The sequence below is a fragment of the Microbacterium paludicola genome (assembly GCF_039529675.1).
Classification (GTDB): Bacteria; Actinomycetota; Actinomycetes; order Actinomycetales; family Microbacteriaceae; genus Microbacterium; species Microbacterium paludicola.
Genome location: NZ_BAAANG010000021.1, coordinates 21,590 through 39,146, shown reverse-complemented (window position 1 = coordinate 39,146; position 17,557 = coordinate 21,590). Strand labels below are relative to the sequence as shown.

General features: G+C 68.0%; 16 protein-coding genes. 3 read left to right on the top strand and 13 right to left on the bottom strand.

The genetic code is table 11. From position 1 onward, the window contains the following. Nucleotides 1-324 precede the first annotated feature (324 nt). Complete coding sequence (locus tag ABD161_RS11075) at nucleotides 325-3,309, top strand: AAA family ATPase (RefSeq protein WP_344002676.1); 2,985 nt, start codon at nucleotides 325-327, stop codon at nucleotides 3,307-3,309. Nucleotides 3,310-3,426: 117 nt separating this feature from the next. Here the strand turns inward: ABD161_RS11075 and ABD161_RS11070 are convergent, their stop codons facing one another. Further along, entirely contained in the window at nucleotides 3,427-3,702 is a 276-nt protein-coding gene (locus ABD161_RS11070; protein WP_135114033.1) for a metal-sensitive transcriptional regulator, read from the bottom strand. Between the two features lie 157 nt (nucleotides 3,703-3,859). Here ABD161_RS11070 and ABD161_RS11065 point away from each other — a divergent pair. Continuing rightward, a protein-coding gene (locus ABD161_RS11065; RefSeq protein ID WP_233449959.1) for an IS5 family transposase occupies nucleotides 3,860-4,706 on the top strand; the annotation gives its coding sequence in 2 pieces (ribosomal slippage) (nucleotides 3,860-4,165 and nucleotides 4,167-4,706; 846 coding nt in all). Here ABD161_RS11065 and ABD161_RS11060 read toward each other — a convergent pair. Continuing rightward, nucleotides 4,687-5,016, bottom strand: a complete 330-nt coding sequence (locus ABD161_RS11060; protein WP_026095586.1) for a hypothetical protein — start codon at nucleotides 5,014-5,016, stop codon at nucleotides 4,687-4,689. The genes ABD161_RS11065 and ABD161_RS11060 overlap by 20 nt on opposite strands. Nucleotides 5,017-5,282: 266 nt before the next feature. Between ABD161_RS11060 and ABD161_RS11055 the strand changes: the two genes are divergently transcribed. Beyond that, entirely contained in the window at nucleotides 5,283-6,908 is a 1,626-nt protein-coding gene (locus ABD161_RS11055; protein WP_344002679.1) for an FAD-dependent oxidoreductase, read from the top strand. A gap of 189 nt (nucleotides 6,909-7,097) precedes the next feature. On the opposite strand, the gene ABD161_RS11050 is transcribed toward ABD161_RS11055, so the two are convergent. The 11 genes from ABD161_RS11050 to cmtR all read right to left on the bottom strand — a co-directional run bounded on the left by ABD161_RS11050 (nucleotide 7,098) and on the right by cmtR (nucleotide 17,545). Then, the gene (locus tag ABD161_RS11050) at nucleotides 7,098-7,751 is read right to left on the bottom strand and encodes a copper resistance CopC family protein (RefSeq protein ID WP_167760720.1); all 654 of its coding nucleotides are present in this window, start codon (nucleotides 7,749-7,751) and stop codon (nucleotides 7,098-7,100) included. Between the two features lie 356 nt (nucleotides 7,752-8,107). Then, nucleotides 8,108-9,583 (bottom strand): apolipoprotein N-acyltransferase, encoded by a 1,476-nt coding sequence (gene lnt, locus ABD161_RS11045; RefSeq protein ID WP_344002665.1) that lies wholly within the window; start codon nucleotides 9,581-9,583, stop codon nucleotides 8,108-8,110. A 61-nt stretch (nucleotides 9,584-9,644) separates the two neighbouring features. After that, nucleotides 9,645-10,325: a DsbA family protein gene (locus tag ABD161_RS11040; RefSeq protein ID WP_344002661.1), complete on the bottom strand. Its 681-nt coding sequence runs from the start codon at nucleotides 10,323-10,325 to the stop codon at nucleotides 9,645-9,647. Then, complete coding sequence (gene resB, locus ABD161_RS11035) at nucleotides 10,322-12,052, bottom strand: cytochrome c biogenesis protein ResB (RefSeq protein WP_344002657.1); 1,731 nt, start codon at nucleotides 12,050-12,052, stop codon at nucleotides 10,322-10,324. The genes ABD161_RS11040 and resB overlap by 4 nt, the downstream gene beginning before the upstream one ends. Beyond that, nucleotides 12,033-12,770 carry a cytochrome c biogenesis CcdA family protein gene (locus tag ABD161_RS11030; RefSeq protein WP_344002653.1) on the bottom strand — a complete coding sequence of 246 codons (738 nt, stop codon included), beginning with the start codon at nucleotides 12,768-12,770 and terminating at the stop codon, nucleotides 12,033-12,035. Before ABD161_RS11030 ends, resB begins: the two co-directional genes overlap by 20 nt. A 1-nt stretch (nucleotide 12,771) precedes the next feature. Next, nucleotides 12,772-13,341 (bottom strand): TlpA family protein disulfide reductase, encoded by a 570-nt coding sequence (locus tag ABD161_RS11025; protein WP_233441132.1) that lies wholly within the window; start codon nucleotides 13,339-13,341, stop codon nucleotides 12,772-12,774. 198 nt (nucleotides 13,342-13,539) lie between these two features. Beyond that, nucleotides 13,540-13,962 carry a hypothetical protein gene (locus ABD161_RS11020; protein WP_344002645.1) on the bottom strand — a complete coding sequence of 141 codons (423 nt, stop codon included), beginning with the start codon at nucleotides 13,960-13,962 and terminating at the stop codon, nucleotides 13,540-13,542. Nucleotides 13,963-14,146: 184 nt separating this feature from the next. Beyond that, on the bottom strand, nucleotides 14,147-14,671 hold the full coding sequence (locus ABD161_RS11015) for a signal peptidase II (RefSeq protein ID WP_344002642.1): 525 nt from the start codon (nucleotides 14,669-14,671) through the stop codon (nucleotides 14,147-14,149). Beyond that, a complete protein-coding gene (locus ABD161_RS11010) occupies nucleotides 14,668-15,273 on the bottom strand; it encodes a cadmium resistance transporter (RefSeq protein ID WP_344002639.1) in 606 nt (201 codons plus the stop codon). The genes ABD161_RS11015 and ABD161_RS11010 overlap by 4 nt, the downstream gene beginning before the upstream one ends. Continuing rightward, entirely contained in the window at nucleotides 15,273-17,189 is a 1,917-nt protein-coding gene (locus tag ABD161_RS11005; RefSeq protein ID WP_344002636.1) for a heavy metal translocating P-type ATPase, read from the bottom strand. Before ABD161_RS11005 ends, ABD161_RS11010 begins: the two co-directional genes overlap by 1 nt. Then, a complete protein-coding gene (gene cmtR, locus ABD161_RS11000; RefSeq protein WP_344002633.1) occupies nucleotides 17,186-17,545 on the bottom strand; it encodes a Cd(II)/Pb(II)-sensing metalloregulatory transcriptional regulator CmtR in 360 nt (119 codons plus the stop codon). The genes ABD161_RS11005 and cmtR overlap by 4 nt, the downstream gene beginning before the upstream one ends. Between the last annotated feature and the right edge of the window lie 12 nt (nucleotides 17,546-17,557).

Below are 17,557 nucleotides of genomic sequence, written 5' to 3'. Positions count from 1 at the left end.
CAAACTCGCGATCACCTACCGGGCCGCTGTCATCCTCAACGCCGTCATCGCCTGGACCCGGCAATTGTCAGACATGCCCTAGGTGCTGCACCGCTCGCGGGTCTCGCCGCACTCTGCCGAGTAAGCGCGGCCTCCCGGTTACGCTCCCCGACAGCAGCCGCCTGAGTAGCACTGGCAATACGTGCAGTGCTACTCAGGCAATGCACGCAGGCACTGGATGTGCAAGGTCTCGCTAGTTAGACATTAGCGGCGTACGCTGAACCTGTGCGCGGAGGTCTTGAGCGCTGGAAGCGGGGTGTCGAATCGCAAGGGGTTCGGCAGGCGATGGCGTACGCGTTCAAGGGGAGCTGCGATTCGCACCTGCGCGCGGTCACGGGAGTCGACGCGCTCGCCGCATACAGCCGCGGAGACGCCGAACGCGTCGCGCGGTTCACGGTGGAGGACGGCGCGGTGGCCGTCGACGGCCTCGACGCCGGCGAGCTCCGTCGGTGGGTCGACGGGCGCGAGCCCTTCACTGACGAGCCCCGCGGTCGTGAACTCACCTCGCCTCACGCGGATCTCATTCTTGACGGCACGATCAACGCACCGAAGTCGTACAGTATCGCCGCGCTGATCAACGACGACCTCGCCACGGAGTTCGAAGCGCTGCAAGACCGGCTCCGCACGCGCATCATGACGACCTGGCAGCGCGAGCTGAACGCGCGTCGAGGCGCGGGCGGCAGGATTCGCGAATCACTTCACCGCATCGAAGTCGTCGAACTTCAGCACAGGCGTTCGCGGGCTTTGGACCCGCACATCCACCGGCACCTATGGCTGAACGTCAAGGTGCTCGGCGAGGACGGTAAGTGGTCGAACGTCGACTCCCGGGTAGCGATGAAGCTGCACACGCTGATCAACGCGGAGGGCGAACTCGCGGCGCGCACCGACCCGGACTGGATAGCAGCGCTCGCGCGCAACGGCTACTCGATCGGCGACGACGGGGAGATCGCGCAACTCGCCCAAGCTGTCCGGCCGCTGTCGCGGCGCTCGAACCAGATCGAGGCGAACCGCGCCAAGCTTCTTCTGAAGTGGCGCTCGGAGCATCCCGGCCAGGAGCCCGACCACGACGTGCTACAGCACCTCGACCGGCTTGCGTGGGCGAAGAACCGCCCGGACAAGCCCGGCGCCGTGGACGAATCGGAGTGGGAGCAGCTCATCCGAGACGAGCTTCACGCGATCGACGCCGGGATACTCCGAGAGCGTTCGGCAGCCCGCTCGTGGCCAGCAGCGATCGAGACGCTCGACCGCGACCTGCTCGCTGCCAAGGCGATCGTGGATGCCGATAGCCGGTCGACCGCGTGCGGGGGGAGGTTCAGTAGCTATGACCTTCGGGCCGGCGCGACGCGGGCGGTCGCTGCATCCGGAGTGGTTGCCCGCCGCGACAACCTGCAGGTGCTGATTGACGACGTCGTGGCGCGCGGGCTCACCCAGACCGTCGACCTGCTCGAAGCCGAGGGCGATCGCCCACAGCACATCAAGGGATTCATGGCGTCATCGACTGCCCGGCTGAAGGTCGAGCTCGCCGCCAGGTTCGACGCCCTGACGCGGGTCGGCGAGTCGTTCCGCCCCCGCGCGATCCTCGACATCGCAGGCGCGGTCCTCGATGCTGATGTCACGCTCGACGAGGGACAGATCACAGCGGCGTCGGCGATCGCCGGAACAGATCGGCTCGTCTCGGTCACGGGCCCCGCGGGCGCTGGAAAGACGACGATGCTCAGGGCCGCTCGCATCGCGCTCGCTAAGCAACAACGTCAGCTCGTCGTCGTCGCGCCGACCAAGAAGGCAGCGTCTGTCGCGGGCCGCGAGATCGGCGTGACCGCCGTGAGCCTGCATGCGTTGTTGGCCGACTATGGATGGCGGTGGGGTCGCGACGAAGCCGGCGCGGAGGTGTGGAGGCGACTGCAAGCGGGCGAGATCGATGAGTGCGTCGGGCGGATCTACACCGGCCCGCGCTACTTTGCACTGGGCGCAGCTGACCGGGTCGTCGTCGACGAGGCGGGGATGGTCGACCTGCACACCGCCAATGCCCTGGCGGCTATCGCAGCAGAGACGGGCGCGGGCATCGCGATGGTCGGCGACCATCTGCAGGCCATGCCCGTCGGTCACGCCGGTGCGATGGCATGCATGACCCGACGCGCGACTGCGGTCGTCGAGCTGACGGCGGTGCATCGCTTCCGCGATCCGAGCTACGCCGCGCTCACGCTCCGCATGCGGGAGCCGGCATCCAAAGAAGCCGCGCTCGCAGTCGCGACCGAACTCGACGCGCGCGAACAGATCCACCGTGTGACGGATGCCGCGCAAGCAAGGGATGTGATGGTCGAGGCGTACTTCCGTTGGACGGCCGTGCGCAAGCGAGTCGCCCTCGTCACGAGCACGAACGATGAGGCGGATGCGATCAACGAGGCGATCCAGGAACGCCGAGTTGAGCTCGGGCAGCTGCATCCGGATCGTCTTGTGGTTGGGCAGGGCGAACAGCGGCTACTCGAAGGGGACATCGTTCAGACGCGGCTCAACGACCGAGTGGCGGATGTTGAAAACCGCGCGCTGTGGACGATCCGCCGGGTCCGCGCGTCCGATGTCGAGCTCGTCGCCCTTGGCGATCGTGGGGACGTGCGGCGCGTGTCGCTCGACTACGCGGCCGAGCACATGCACCTGGCCTACGCGTCGACGGTGCACGGGATTCAGGGTGAGACCACGGATGCGTCGGTGGTCGGCCCGGGTGTCGACGCCTCGGGACTCTACGTCGGTATGACCCGTGGGCGGGTGCACAACGAGGCGATCGCAATCGCATGGACAGCGTGCGCCGCACGTGAGCAGATCGCGGACAGCCTGATGCGCGGCGTGGCCGAGGTGACGATCGAGGACTCAGTGCGAGCGGCGCGGAGCGAGTTGGGAAGGGCTGCGAAGGTGGCTCGCGACCGAGGTCGGCGTGTCGGGGCCGAGGACGGCCAAAGCTCAGCCCGCCAACTCGATGAGTGGCTGAACGCGAGCCGGGTCGCCCTATCATCGCTCGATGCGCGGATCGCCGACGAGGAATCGCAAGGGCACGGTCGCGCGGCCGATTCTGGCGGGCGGCGTGAACTTGTCAGTCTGCGAGCCCGTCTTATCGAGCGGATCGAGGTGACGTCTCGAAGCATCGTGGAGCTTACTCAACAGGATGGGTATGCCAGCAATTTTGACCGAAGTCAGGTCCGCGTTCGTGAGTATCGGAGTGAAGTAGGGCCCGTAGAACGCGGAGTAGAGACTCGCGAAGGGTTGACCCGGCAGTGATTCCACGCTGCAGTGCCCATCGCTACTTCGGAGGAGAGGCCGCTCCCAACGGCCGCTTCGTGCACGGAGGAGGTCCACGCGCCGTGGATGAGCGATGCGTCGCGCCAGAGCGAGGAGTTAGGAGAGCGAGAGGAAGAGCTTCTCCAACTCGGCCATGGAGACGCCGTCGGCGGTGGTGTCGTCGTCCGGCTCGACGAGGCAGTCCTTCATCGCGGTCGCGATGATCTGGAATCCGGCCTTGTCGAGCGCTGAACTCACGGCCGACAGCTGGGTGACGACGGTTTTGCAGTCGGACCCGCGTTCGACCGCGGCGATTACTGCAGCGAGCTGGCCCTGAGCCCGTCTCAGCCGGTTGAGGATCCTGCGTTGGGTCTGCGTGTCTGTCGTGGTCATGGTCTCTCCCTGTGTCGCTCCTGAATGCACAAGATACCCCGGGGGGTATCGTCTACGACTGTACCCCTAGGGCGTGTTGATCAAGAGGTTCCGCTCCTCGGTGGGTGAGTCTTGAACGGTGACGCGACAGGAGATCTCTGACGAGGTGTGGGCCGTGATGGAGCCGTTGATGCCGACGGTGACCGGTCGGTCGCGGCCGTGGACGGATCACCGGCTCGCTATCGAGGGGATGGCGTGGAAGTACCGGACCGGTGCGCCGTGGCGTGACGTTCCGGAACGGTTCGGGAAGTGGAACTCGATCTACAAGCGGTTCAACCGGTGGGCCGGGGACGGCACCTGGCAGAAGCTGCTCACCGAGGTGCAGAAGCAGGCCGACGCCGCTGGGGAAATCGACTGGGTCGTCTCGATCGACTCCACGATCGCGCGCGTGCATCAGCACGGCGCGACCCTCGCCCGGGACACAGGGGGCTGTGCCGAATCACAAGAATCCGTGGTCCGAGCCGCCTGATCACGGGATCGGACGCTCCCGCGGCGGGCTGACGACCAAACTGCACCTGGTCTGCGACGGCCGCGGCCGGCCGCTGAGCATGATGATCACCGCCGGGAACATCAACGACACCACGATGATGAGCGCGGTGCTGGAGAACATCCGCGTTCCCCGCGACGGGAAGGGCCGCCCCCGCACCCGCCCCGACCGGGTGCTCGCCGACAAGGGGTACCCCTCAAGGGCGAACCGCGCCTGGCTCCGCGACCGGAGGATCGCGGCGACCATCCCCGAGCGGGACGACCAGATCGCGCACCGCCGCAAGAAGCCGGGCCGGCCGATCGCTTTCGGCGACAAGCAGAAGGAACGCTACAAGGGACGCAACGTCGTAGAACGCTGCTTCAACCGTCTCAAGCAGTGGCGCGGCATCGCGATGCGCTCGGACAAACTCGCCCGCAACTACCGAGCCGCCGTCAGCCTCGCCGCGGCGCTGATCTGGATCAAGACCGATCTCCGCTGAGCGCTTCGCGCTCCTGCAGCGTGCGCTCAAGCTGTCCCACCGTCGGCGCACCCGCAAAGCCGCGCTCGGTCAGATAGACCCTGCACGCCAAGTCGGCAGTGTTCCCCTGGGACGGGAACAAGTCCTGACCGTCCAGAAGAATCGTGGGCGAGCCCGCGAAACCAGAGCTCACCGCCTCAGCCTCGGTGCGGATCAACACGAACTCCACCGGAACATCGCCCCGTCCGATCGAGTCGAGCACCAGCCGTACTCGATCGCCCGCCTCCTGCCAATTCGGGCAATCCTCGATATGCAGCACCTGGATCTTCACACGCCCATTCTCCCGCGCAACTCGCGGCGGCTGGCCACCCCGCACCTTCTTGATCAACACGCCCTAGTGGTGGGATCGAAGAGGAGTAGTGCAATGTGTCGTGCGGTGAAGTGTCGGACCTGTGGGAAGACGACCTGGGCGGGATGCGGTGAGCATGTCGAGTCGGTGCGTCGCACGGTGCCAGCGTCGCAGTGGTGCGCCGGGCACCCGGCAGAACCGAGTCAGGGCGGCTTCTTCTCGAAGCTGTTCCAGCGGTGACCTCGCCGATGCGGGTCGTCGTCGTCGGAGGTGTGGCGGGCGGCATGTCGGCGGCAACGCGGATGCGGCGCCTCGACGAGTCCGCGGAGATCGTCGTCTTCGAACGTGGCCCGGAGGTCTCCTACGCCAACTGCGGTCTGCCGTACTACGTCGGCGGCACGATCGCCGACCGCTCCTCGCTGCTGCTGCAGACCCCCGCATCGCTGCACCGCAGGTTCCGCCTCGATGTGCGCGTGCGCCACGAGGTCGTCCGCATCGATACCGCGACCAAATCGCTCGACGTTGTCGACCTGGATACCGGCCTTCGCAGCACCGAGGCGTACGACAAGCTCATCCTCGCGCCGGGCGCTCGCCCCCGTCGCGATGAACCGACCTCGACCATCCCGACGCTGAGCCTGCGCACCGTCGACGACGCCGACCGGATCCACAGGGCACTGGTCCACGCCGCGGTGCCGGTCGTCGTCGTCGGCGGCGGCTACACCGGTCTCGAAGCCGTGGAGAACCTCGTCGCGCGCGGGGCGCGCGTGACCCTCGTGCAGCGTGGTGGCCAGCTGCTGTCCCCGCTCGATGTCGAGATGGCGGCTCCCATCGCAGCTGCAGTGCGGGAACGTGGCGTCGACGTGCGATTGGGAGCGCAGATCGAACGCATCGAGGACGGTGCCGTCATCCTGGATGACGGCACGGCGATCCCGGCGGAGCTCGTCATCGACGCATCCGGCGTCGTGCCGGAGAGCCAGCTTGCGGTCGACGCGGGCCTGCGCATCGGTGAGACCGGCGGCATCTGGGTCGATGAGACCTGCCGCACGAGCGACCCCGACGTTTTCGCGGTCGGCGACGGTGTCGAGAAGCAGGAGCTCATCGCGGGCGAGAGCACTCTGGTCACCATGGCGGGCCTTGCGAACCGGCACGGCCGCATGGTCGCCGACATCATCGCCGGCCGAGCCGAGACCGCGCGACCGGCGCTCGGCACCGGCATCGTGAAGGTATTCGACATCGTCGCCGCGAAGGCCGGCTGGAGCGAGAAGCAGCTGCGCGCCGCCGGCCGCGAGTTCTACATCGTCCACGTGCACCCGGGTTCGCACGCAGGCTACTACCCGGGCGCGGAGACGCTCTCGATGAAGCTGCTCGCGGACCCCGCGTCCGACCGCATCCTTGGCGCCCAGATCGTCGGGCGCGACGGCGTGGACAAGCGCATCGACGTGATCGCCACCGCGATGCACGCCGGGCTGCCTGCTGCTGAACTCGCCCAACTCGAGCTCGCGTACGCTCCACAGTTCGGATCCGCCAAGGATGCCGTCAACTTCCTCGGCTACGTAGCGGAGAACACGCGCACGGGCACGACGCCGACCGTGCAGTGGCACGAACTGGACGCCGCCCTCGCCTCGGGCGCCACCCTGGTCGATGTGCGCACGGCCTCCGAGTTCGCCGCGGGCGCCATCCCGGGCGCGGTCAACGTGCCGCTGGACGAGCTGCGTGAGCACATCGATGAGCTGCCCGGCGGGCCGCTCGTGGTGCACTGCCAGGTGGGTCTGCGCGGGCATCTCGCCACCCGTATCCTGACCCAGCGGGGACTCGCTGTACGGAACCTCGATGGCGGCTACCGGACCTGGCGGGACGGCACCGCAGCTTCGTAATCAATACAGCGGGCTATGTGTAGTCATCGAGTGCCGACTATTGCTAGGCGAATCGACGTGATGAACCGGCTGGGCCGGCAGATGACTCGGCAGTCATCGCGCACGTGGGCACGTGCCGGACAGTCACGGGCGCCCGGTACGGCGCGATGGCATGACCGACTGCACCGTCGACCCGTACCGGTAGCCCACTTACCGTCGACGTGACCTCGCACGAAGAGCGAAGAGCCCACCGACGAAGGCGGCAGCCACGAGCGCGCCGGCGCCGATCACGGCGGCCGCGACCGGTCCGCCGCTGTCGTTCTCCGTCTCTGTGGTCTCTGTGGTGCTCGGCTGCGGCGCTGATGCGTTCGCGGTCGATTCGGGTTGCTCTGTCGGCTCGGGGGCGGCGCCGGGCTGCATGCGGGTGTCGTCGTTACGGCAGGCGGGCTCATCCCATCCGAGCGCGGGCTCGACGCCCTCGGCCGGCGCGTACGTGAACTCGTAGGACTCCGAGATGGGGTGGCCGTCGCTGGAGACGGCATTCCAGTCGATCGTGTAGGTGCCCGCCTCTCCGAGCGCGACAGGCGTCGTCAGTACATTCAGGTCGATAGTCGAGCAGGACGTCTCGTAGTAGAGGCCGTCCGGGCCCTGTACCTGCGCGTAGCTCGCTCGCCCGAAGTCGATCAGCTCTGCACTGAAGGTCAGCGTCACCGTGTCAAGCGCCGCGACCGTCGCGCCCGGTGCGGGGGACGCTTCGAGAAGGTTGTCGTGGGCGGAAGCGGCCTGGGCCGGGAGCAACGCGAGAGTTGCGGCTACGATCAGCCCGGTGAGGGCTCCGAGTCGTGTGTGACGGTGGACGGTCATCAGTGTCCTTTCGATGACGAGGGCGAAAGAGATGCCGCGTCGTCGGCCCAGCCGAATCGACGCCCGGCGGTGGCAAGGAGTATGGGGATGACAGCTCCGACGATCGCTATGAGTCCGGCGTTGCGCTGGTCCTCGATCGGTGAGGCTCCCCATGGGCGACCCATCGCCCCGAACCAGTCCGCGAAGGCGAGCCCTGGCTGAAGCAGGTTCCAGAGTCCGCGGAGAGGAGGCGAGCCTCCCCGAGGCCTCCAAAGAGTCGCCACCATCAGGGATCGTCGCGAGCGCTGGAGGTCGGAGGATCCGGAGGATGGGCAGCGTGATCGGGGCGGGAGGCTCGAGGCCGGCGCGTCGAGCGTTCATGAGAAACTCCGTTGTTCGAGGCGGGGCGCACGGCCGCGGCGCGCGATCCCGAGGAGTAGCAGCGCGAGGATCGCCCCGCCTGAGGCGATCGCGGTCGGCCACGGGCCCAGCAAGACGGCGGGGGTCAGCCCGGTGCGCAGCGGGATGTCGCCGATCCGGGCCGCGGTCGTCCCGGCTGCCGCCTCGTCGAGGACGGTGCCGTCGGGGGCGATGAGCTGGCTCGTGCCCGTGGTGGAGATGTTGGCGACAGAGCGGCCGGTCTCGATCGCACGCATCCGGGCAGTGGCGAGCTGCTGGAGGTTCTCGTCGGTGCCGCGGAAGTCGGCGTTGTTGGTCTGGAACACGTATGCCTGAGCGCCGCCGAGCGCGCCCGCACGGATGACATCGTCGTAGATGACGTCGAAGCAGATCGCGAGCCCGAGCGCGACATTCCCGACCGTGACCAGCGGCGGATTCGCCCCTGGGGTGTACTCGCGCTGGATCAGCCCTATCAGCTCGGGGGCGATCGCCTCATAGAACCACCTATCGGGCACGTACTCGCCGAACGGCACGGGGTTGATCTTGTCGTGCATCTGCGGTGCGCCCTCCCACGTCCAGAGCAGCGACGTGTTGTGAGTGTCGTCGCCGCGCTGGGTGGCAGCGTTGGCGAGCACCGGTGCCTCGGCCCGGCGTACGACGTCATCAAGCACTGCGGCCGTCGCCGGCTGGTTCAGAGGATCCGAGTCGACGGATCCTTCGGGCCAGACGAGCAGGTCCATGTCCTGTCCGAGCAGCGTCTCGGTGGCGGCCAACTGCGCGGCGAGGATGTCACCGGAGGCGCGCTCGTCGAAGTAGGCCGATGGCCCGTTCGCCTGCACCCACCCGATCCGCAGCTCGCCTGCCGGGGTTGTCGGGAACGCTGGCAGCAGCGCGAGCACGACCGCGGCTGCCAGCGGAATGAGACCGCGACGCGGCTCCCGCGCACGGCCCGCCTGGATCGCTGAGGCAGACAGGGCGACGACGAGGAATGACAGTCCGCCCGTCCCTGTCCAGGATGCGATCTGGGCGAAGGGCCCGTCGACCTGGCTCAACCCGATCCGCGCCCACGGGAATCCCGTGTATGGCCATGCTCCGCTGACCAGCTCGCGCAGCGTCCACAACCCCGCGACCAGCAGTGGTGGCAGAACGACGCCGGCCTGTCGTGGCAACCACCGGTACGCGAGCGCGATCGGCACCGCCCCAATGGCGAACAGCGTCGCCTGCAACGCCGCCAGTGCGATCCACGGCAGCGGACCGAGGAACTCGTCCACCCAGATCAGATGGAGCGGGAAGAACCCGACGGCGAATGCGAGCCCGACGCCCAGCGCCCCGGGGACACTCCGCCCGATCAGCGTGAGCAGGCCGAGCGTCACGGCGACGAATGCCGCGGGCCACCACCCGACGGCGGGGTACGCGAGGTCGAGGATCAGCCCACCGGCCATTGCGGTCGGCATGGCAAGGCGCATTCGCAGCAGGGGACGGGCTGCGCCGACCGGTGTGGGGGAGGGGAGCGTGTCAGTCGGCGATGGCGCGATCGAGGGCATCTGTGAGGTCCGTCAAGGAGGTGAGCTCGAGCTTCACGCCGTCAAGGAAGAACGTGGGCGTGCCAGTGACACCCATCTCCTGCCCCGCCAGGAAGTCCTCCTCGACGCGGGCCTGCGTCTGCGGGTCTGCCACTGCCGCGTCGTACGCGTCCATGTCCAGGCCCAGCTCCTCGGCATACCCGCGGAAGCGGGCAGCCTCGGATGACTGGCCTTCGCCCCACTCGATCTGCGTCTCGAACATCCGGTCGTACATCTCCTCGAACCGGCCCTGCTGCGCAGCTGCCTCGACCGCGACGGCGGCGTGCATCGAGTTGTAGTGGTTGGGGATCGGGAAGTAGCGCACGACGTAGTTGATGTCTCCGGCGTACTGTTCGCGGATCTCCTCGATGTACGGGTAGAACGCCCCGCATGCCTCGCACTCGAAGTCGAGGAACTCCACCAGCGTCGGTGCGTCCGCTCCGGCCTCGTCGAGCACGTGGGAGTCACTGCGTGTGCCAGGCAGCGCACCGTCGTCGGGAGTCACCGGCGCTGGGCGGGTCACATTGACATACACGATCGCGGCGATCACGAGCACGACCACGACGGCGATCGAAATCACGGTGGCCTTGACCGGGGTCGGCAGTTTCTTGCGGGTGGAGGCAGGCGCGTTCACAGGGGCTCCTTGTCGGTGGGCGGATCGGTGGGGTCGTCAGTGACGGCGGCGAGATGCTCCTCGCGCAGTCGTGACACGACCTGGGCCAGCTGGGGGTCTTCGCCTCGGGCGAGGCCGGCGTATTCGAGGCGCAGCAGCTGCGGCGCTCCGTCGGGTGCGGTCAGGGAAGCCTTCACCCAGAGGCGACGGCGGGGCACCAGCAGTGCGGTGATTAGTCCGGCCGTCGCGATCGACGCGAATGCGAGCACCCAGATCGCGCCGCCGTCGCGCTGAATCTGCAGCGCCACGAACCGCTTCACGGAGGACAGGAGATCCCCGGTCCCGGCGGCGTCCTCGAACGTGATCGTGCCCCACCCGTTCGGCAGGTTCGCGGTCTGTCCCGGAGTGAGCTCGATGGATTCGAGCCCGGTTTCGCCGCCAGTGACCTGCGTCATCCCTGACGTGTCGAGCGTGTACACGGAGCGCGGCGTGCCGTCGTCGATGCCGAGGCTGCCGGAGAACACGTTGAAAGTGACGACCGGGTTCACCAGGTCCGGGTACACCGACGTGTACGCGCCGCTGGGGAGAGTGCCCTGGGTCGGATAGAAGAACCCGACCAGTCCGATCTGCTCGGGCAATCCGTCGGGTACCTTGAGGATGCCGAGCGAGGTCATCATCCCGTCCTGCGGCAGGAACGGCTGCGATTCGCTGTAGACGACCTCGCCTTCCGCGTTGCGGATCGTGATCGTCGGGGCGTACCCGTTGCCGAGCAGGTAGATCCGGTCGCCTGCCACGTCGATGGGGTGGTTCACACGTACGACATCCTTGCGTCCGTCCGGATCGCCGGGGGCACGGATCGTGAGCCGGGCGGCGAAGTCGCCGGCCTGCCCCGCTCCGGGTGTCCCTGGAAGTTCGTACGTGACGTCGAATCGGTCGAGGGTGAGCGAATAGGGGTCAAGCGCGGTGTCGTCGACGAACCGACCCGGCGTGAACGAGGAATAGTCGCTGAGGCTGTTCACGAACGTGGAGCCCTCGACGATGACCCGCTGCCCCGTGTAGGCGAAGCCGCCCGTGATGAGGACGGAGACGAGCACCCCGACCAGGGAGGCATGGAAGACGAGGTTTCCGGTCTCACGCAGGTAGCCCCGCTCGGCCGACACCGACCACACTCCCGCCGCGTCGTAGCGTTCGGTGCGGTACCCCTGGCGGCGCAGCAGCCGTTCTGCGATCGTGATGGCCGCTGGCGCTTCTGTCACTGCTTCCACGTGCGCGGGCACGTGCACGTCGTCGACGAGGTGATGGTCGAGCCTCTGCAACCGGACGGGCGTGCGTGGCGGGCGGGAACGGAGCGCCTTGGCATGGTGGCGCATGCGCGGGATGACGCATCCGATCAGCGAGACGAACAGCAGCAGGTAGACGGACGAGAACCACACCGAGCCATACAGGTCGAACAGCTGCAACGCGTCGAGCGTCGGTGCGATGTCGGGGTTGTCACGGAAGAACTGGGTCACGCCGTTCGGGTTCGCGACCCGCTGCGGGAAGATCGACCCCGGGACGGCGATCATGGCGAGCAGGAGCAGGAGCACCAGCGCAGTGCGCATGCTGGTCAGCTGCCGCCACGCCCACCGCAGCCATCCGGCGACTCCGAGCGTGGGCGAGGCGATCCGCTCCTCGTCGCCGCCGCGGTCGATGTGGTCGGCGGGGCGCGCGGGGTCGGTCGCAACGAGTTCAGAGCGGGAGGGTGACATTCAGCATCACCCCTTGCAGGATGGACATAAGCCGACTCCAGGCGCCGGTGACCATCAGGGCTCCGAGCAGGACGAGGACAGCGCCGCCGACGATGTTGAAGACGCGGATGTGGCGGCGCACGAATGTGACTGAACGGGTGGCCCATCCGACACCGAGGGCGAGCAGCAGGAACGGCAGGCCGAGCCCGAGCGAGTACGCGAGTCCGAGCAGGCCGGCCCGCCACGGGTCTCCGAGGTTCCACGACACCGACATGATCGCCGCCAGCGTCGGTCCGATGCACGGTGCCCACCCGATACCCAGTGCGACGCCGAGCAGTGGTGCTCCGATCAGGCCGAGATCGCCGCGCGATCGCAGCCGGACGGTGCGCTGGGCCCCGCGGAACACCCCGATGAAAACCAAGCCCATCACGATGACGAACACGCCGAGGATCCGGGTGAGGACGGCCGAGTACTGCGCGAAGAACATACCGAACACGCCGCCGAGGACCGTCATGGCCAGGAACACGACCGTGAACCCGGCGATGAAGAGCCCGACGCCGCCCACCATTCGCCACCTCGCCGGATTGCCTCCCTCCGCGGCGCCGACGGCGGACCCGAGGTAGCCGAAGTACCCGGGGATGAGGGGCAGCACACAGGGCGAGACGAAGGAGACGAGTCCGGCCAAGGCAGCGACGAGGATCGCGAGCCATAGGGCGCCGTCGACGACGATCGCGCCCATCTCAGCCGTCCTCGGCCAAGGCGTCGGAGACCAGCGTCGACAGGATCGACGCCGATTGCAGCTGCCCGATGATCCGCGCCGCGACCCGGCCCTGCCGGTCCATCACCAGCGTGGTGGGCGTCGCCTGGATCGGCGTCGCGGCGGCGAAGGCGAGCTTCACCTGGCCGCTGTCCGCGTCGATCACACTCGGGTAGGTGATGCCGTTGTCTGCGGCGAAGGCGCGGGCCGTGGCGGGCTGATCATAGATGTTGATGCCGAGGAACCCGACATCCTCGGCCTGATAGTCCTGCCAGACGTCCTCGAGCATCGGCGCCTCGGCGATGCACGGCCCGCAGGCGGCGTACCAGAAGTTCACGACGTACACGCGGCCCGCGAACTCATCCTCTGACACAGCGTCGCCGTGCTCGGTGATGCCATCGAACATGACCGGCTCGCCTCGTTCCTCGGCGGCGATCGACTCGACGCGGAAGTCACCGGATTCGTAGGTCTGATTGCCGACGTCGTACTCAGCTGCGACGCCGTCCTGCGGCGCGCAGCCGACGAGCGCTGTCAGCAGGCCGACGGCGAGCACCGCCGCGAGAGAACGAGAAGGGGACGAAGAAGGGGATCGCAACGGGGGGTCTCCAGGGGTGGGCGAGGCGGATGGATCACGCCCGGGTGTGCCACCGCGCGCCCCTGCCGCGGCAGCAGGCTGCGCGCGACGAGAAACGACCAGTCTCCGGGCGTGCGAACGACGCGCGCCGACAAGCGGCGTCGCGCACCGATCCGTTCAGGTCCGAGAAATTCCCAGCAGCGCCGGTGTCACCGCAGGTGAGAACGTTCGCACCCGCGGGAGCAGAGCAGACAGCGACGGGCCCGCCGCCGACATGATCGCGGTCGGCCGGAGGCCGCCCAGCGCGCGCCATCCGATGAGCGCCAAGAGCACACCGCACAGCGCGCCGAGCAAGCACATCCCGCCGGTTCCCAACTCGTCGTCCGTCGAGGTGAGAGCGACGCTCACCTCGGCGTGAGAGGCCGGGGTATCCGCGGCCGCGGCCGTGACGGACAGCACCGATGTGCTCTCGAGGCTCTCGTGCGCAGATGAGGTCCAGATTCCCAGGAACATCAGAGCCGCAGTTCCCAGCGCTAGCAGCAGCTGAGCAACAGACCGCCGATCGCCCCCCGTGAGGGTTCGGTGGGCGATCGGGTTCATGCATTCCAGGGTAGTCGCGGCTGCTGAGAGGTGCGTGCCACTCTTATTTGCGCGCACGGGGTGAACGTGCTCGTCCTGCCGGGCCGCGCCGCTCACAGTGGAGTGGGCGGCCCGGACGCAGTTGACGATGACGATGACCTCAGCGACCTCTGCACCAGGACGACGCCATGTCATTCTCTACTTCTCAGTTCCCGTCACTGCGGATCATGAGGACGGCCCCTGCGATCGCGGCGGTGACGATGACGACGTCGGCGAGGTTCCCGATGAACCAGTCGCCGTAAGCGAGGAAGTCCACGACATGGCCGCGGGCGAATCCCGGTTGGCGGAAAAGGCGGTCGCCTGCGTGTGAGGCGGCGGCCCCACCGAGCGCGCCAGTCACGATCGCCCACCCGGGCTGGCGGACACGGAACGCGAAGACGATCGCGGCGACCGTGGCGGCGACGGCGAGCAGCGCGAACACCCAGGTGGCGCCCTCACCGACGGAGAAAGCCGCACCGGGGTTGTAGGCCAGTTGCAGTCCCAGCACGTCGCCTACCAGCGGGATGCGCTCTTCCTCGGTGAGGGTGGCTTCCGCCCATGCCTTGGTTCCCTGATCGGCCAGGAGGACGATCGCGGCGAGCAGCAGCGATCCCGCCGTGAGCCGCCAGCGTTCATGCCGAGGTTCTTCCCCGGGCCCGAGCTCGACGTCGCCTGTCGCTTCCGGCATCATGCGAGGACCTCGACGAGGCGGAGGATGACGCCGGATTCGATCAGGATGAACAGGCCGAGGCCGATGAACACGGCCGGCACGAGCCAGTGCTCGACGCGTTCCAGCGTCTCGGTGACGGCCTTGTGGGTTCCGATCAGCCGTCCCGCCGTGCACCAGACGGCCACGAGGGCGAGGAACACGACGATCATGATCGCGACCTCGCCTGGCTCGCTGGTGCGGAAGATCGGGGTGTAGAGGGAGATGTTGTCGGCCCCGTTGGCGATCGTGATCCCAGCCACGCCCCACATCCCGACTGCGGTGATCTTGTCGTCATCGTCATCGTCATCGTTGCGGCGTAGGCCGCGCACGAGCGTCCAGATGCCGATGCCGAGCGGGATCAGGCCGAGAAACCCGACCCATTCGTCCGGGACGATCGTGAGGCCGAGTGCGGCGACCACGCTGATGACGACGAGGGTGATGAATCCGAGGTACTGACCCGCGACGATCTGCCACGGTCGCGGCTTCCCCCGGCCGGAGGCCAGGAACAGCACGGTGAGCACGACAATGTCGTCGATGTTGGTCGCAGCGAACAGGCCGATCGCTGAGCCGATGGTCGCGAGCATCAGCTCTCCAACCGTGGGGCGTGGGTGCGGGCGGCGCGCAAGCCGTTGAGGATCACGATGACCTCCGCGATCTCGTGCACCAGGACGACAGCGGCGAGCCCTAGGATCCCGAACAGCGCCAGCGGGAGCAGCGCGGTGATGATCAGCAGCGACAGAATGATGTTCTGGTTGATGATCCGTCGACCCCGCCGCGCGTGGTCGAACGCCCGCGGGATGAGGCGCAGGTCGTGGCCGGTGAAGGCGACATCGGCGGACTCGATCGCCGCGTCGGAGCCGGTCGCTCCCATCGCGATGCCGATGTCCGCCGCCGCGAGAGCCGGGGCGTCGTTGATGCCATCACCGATCATCGCGACCGGTCCTGCCTTCGACAGCTCACCGATCGCCGCGGACTTGTCCTCCGGGCGCAACTCCGCGCGCACGTCGCCGATCGCGGCCTGCGCGGCCAGCGCCCGGGCGGTGCGGACGTTGTCGCCGGTGAGCATCGTCAGTCCGACGCCCTGACCGGCGAGGGTCCGCACGACCTCGGGGACCTCTGGGCGCAGCTCGTCGCGGACACCGATCGCAGCGACCGGAGCCCCGTCACGGTGCACGATCACCACGGTCATGCCCTGCTCCTCCAGGCCTGCGACCCGGTCGCCGAGCGCGCCGGCGTCGAGCCAGCGCGGGCTGCCGACGTGGATGCGAGCGCCGCCGACGGTGCCTTCGATGCCATGCCCTGCCTGCTCGGACACGCCGGCGGCCGCCGGGACGCCGGGGGCTGCTCCGGTGATCGCCGCGGCGAGGGGGTGAGTGCTGTGCTGCTCGAGTGCCGCCGCCCACGCCAGCGCCTGGACTTCGGTCACGCCGTCCGTGGTGAGGACGGCGGTGACCGCCGGCTCGTTCCGCGTCAGGGTGCCGGTCTTGTCGACGGCGACGTGCCGGATGGTGCCGAAACGCTCGAACACCGCACCGGACTTGATGATCACGCCGAACTTGCTGGCCGCCCCGATCGCGGCGACGACGGTCAGTGGCACCGAGATCGCCAGCGCGCAGGGTGAGGCGGCGACCAGCACGACGAGCGCGCGCGTGATCCACACCTCCGGGTCGCCCAGCAGCGGCCCGATGATTGCCACCAGCGCAGCGAGAATCAGCACACCGGGCACCAGCGGTCGCGCGATCCGGTCCGCGAGGCGCGCTCGCTCGCCCTTCTCCGCCTGCGCCTGCTCCACCAATTCGACGATGGTGGTGAGCGAGTTGTCGGTGCCCGCCGCTGTCGTCTCGACCTCCAGTGCCCCCGCGCTGTTGATCGCGCCGGCCGACACTGCATCCCCGGGCTCCACCTCGACCGGGATCGACTCTCCGGTGATCGCGGACGTGTCCAGGCTGGAGCGACCGACGCGGACGATCCCGTCAGTCGCGATCCGCTCGCCCGGACGGACGAGCATGACCTGCCCGACCACGAGGTCCTTTGCGGCGACTTCGAACGAGGCACCGTTGCGCTGTACGGTCGCGGTCTCCGGCACGAGCTTCAGCAGCGCCCGCAGCCCGCCACGGGCGCGGTCCATCGCCTTATCCTCCAGCGCCTCAGCGATCGAATACAGGAACGCCAATGCCGCGGCCTCTTCGACATAGCCGAGGATGACCGCACCGACCGCACTGATCGTCATCAGCAGCCCGATGCCGAGCTTGCCCTTGAACAGCTTCCGGATCGCACCCGGCGTGAACGTCGACGCGCCCAGCAACAAACCAACCCAGAACAGCACGAGCGCCGGAATCTCCGCCCCTGACCACTCGAGGACCAGCCCGGTGAGGAACGCGACACCTGAGAAGACCGGCACCATGACGCCGCGATCCTTCCACCAGGGCTGCTCCGCCTCCTCGAGATCCTCGTCCACCGCTGCGGGGGACTCGTGGTCGCAGCCGCACGCCGCGCTCACGCGTCCACTCCTGCGCCGCAGCAGCCGGGCACCGTGCACTCCGAGTCCACGCACGGCGGGTGCTCGTCGACAGCCAGCGTCACGTCCACCAGCGCAATCAGAGCAGCAGCGAGGTGCGGATCGGCGATCTCGTAGCGCGTCTGACGGCCCTCCGGCTCAGCGACGACGATCCCGCAGTCGCGTAGGCATGTCAGGTGGTTCGACACGTTCGAGCGCGTCAATTCCAGCTCGCGGGAGAGCACCGCGGGGTAGCTCGGGCCCCCGAGCAGGGTCATCAGGATCCGAGAGCGCGTCGGATCCGCCATGGCACGGCCGAGCCGGTTCATCACGTCAAGACGGGAAGCAATAGACAGCATGTACTGACTATA

What these genes read in the sequence shown, in the direction of transcription:
- resB (WP_344002657.1), bottom strand. Translation starts at nt 12,052, where the DNA reads ATGTCACCCTCCCGCTCTGAACTCGTTGCGACCGACCCCGCGCGCCCC.
- ABD161_RS11015 (WP_344002642.1), bottom strand. Translation starts at nt 14,671, where the DNA reads ATGATGCCGGAAGCGACAGGCGACGTCGAGCTCGGGCCCGGGGAAGAA.
- ABD161_RS11070 (WP_135114033.1), bottom strand. Translation starts at nt 3,702, where the DNA reads ATGACCACGACAGACACGCAGACCCAACGCAGGATCCTCAACCGGCTG.
- ABD161_RS11010 (WP_344002639.1), bottom strand. Translation starts at nt 15,273, where the DNA reads ATGCTCGCGACCATCGGCTCAGCGATCGGCCTGTTCGCTGCGACCAAC.
- ABD161_RS11055 (WP_344002679.1), top strand. Translation starts at nt 5,283, where the DNA reads ATGCGGGTCGTCGTCGTCGGAGGTGTGGCGGGCGGCATGTCGGCGGCA.
- cmtR (WP_344002633.1), bottom strand. Translation starts at nt 17,545, where the DNA reads ATGCTGTCTATTGCTTCCCGTCTTGACGTGATGAACCGGCTCGGCCGT.
- lnt (WP_344002665.1), bottom strand. Translation starts at nt 9,583, where the DNA reads ATGCCGACCGCAATGGCCGGTGGGCTGATCCTCGACCTCGCGTACCCC.
- ABD161_RS11075 (WP_344002676.1), top strand. Translation starts at nt 325, where the DNA reads ATGGCGTACGCGTTCAAGGGGAGCTGCGATTCGCACCTGCGCGCGGTC.
- ABD161_RS11030 (WP_344002653.1), bottom strand. Translation starts at nt 12,770, where the DNA reads ATGGGCGCGATCGTCGTCGACGGCGCCCTATGGCTCGCGATCCTCGTC.
- ABD161_RS11050 (WP_167760720.1), bottom strand. Translation starts at nt 7,751, where the DNA reads ATGACCGTCCACCGTCACACACGACTCGGAGCCCTCACCGGGCTGATC.
- ABD161_RS11020 (WP_344002645.1), bottom strand. Translation starts at nt 13,962, where the DNA reads ATGAACCCGATCGCCCACCGAACCCTCACGGGGGGCGATCGGCGGTCT.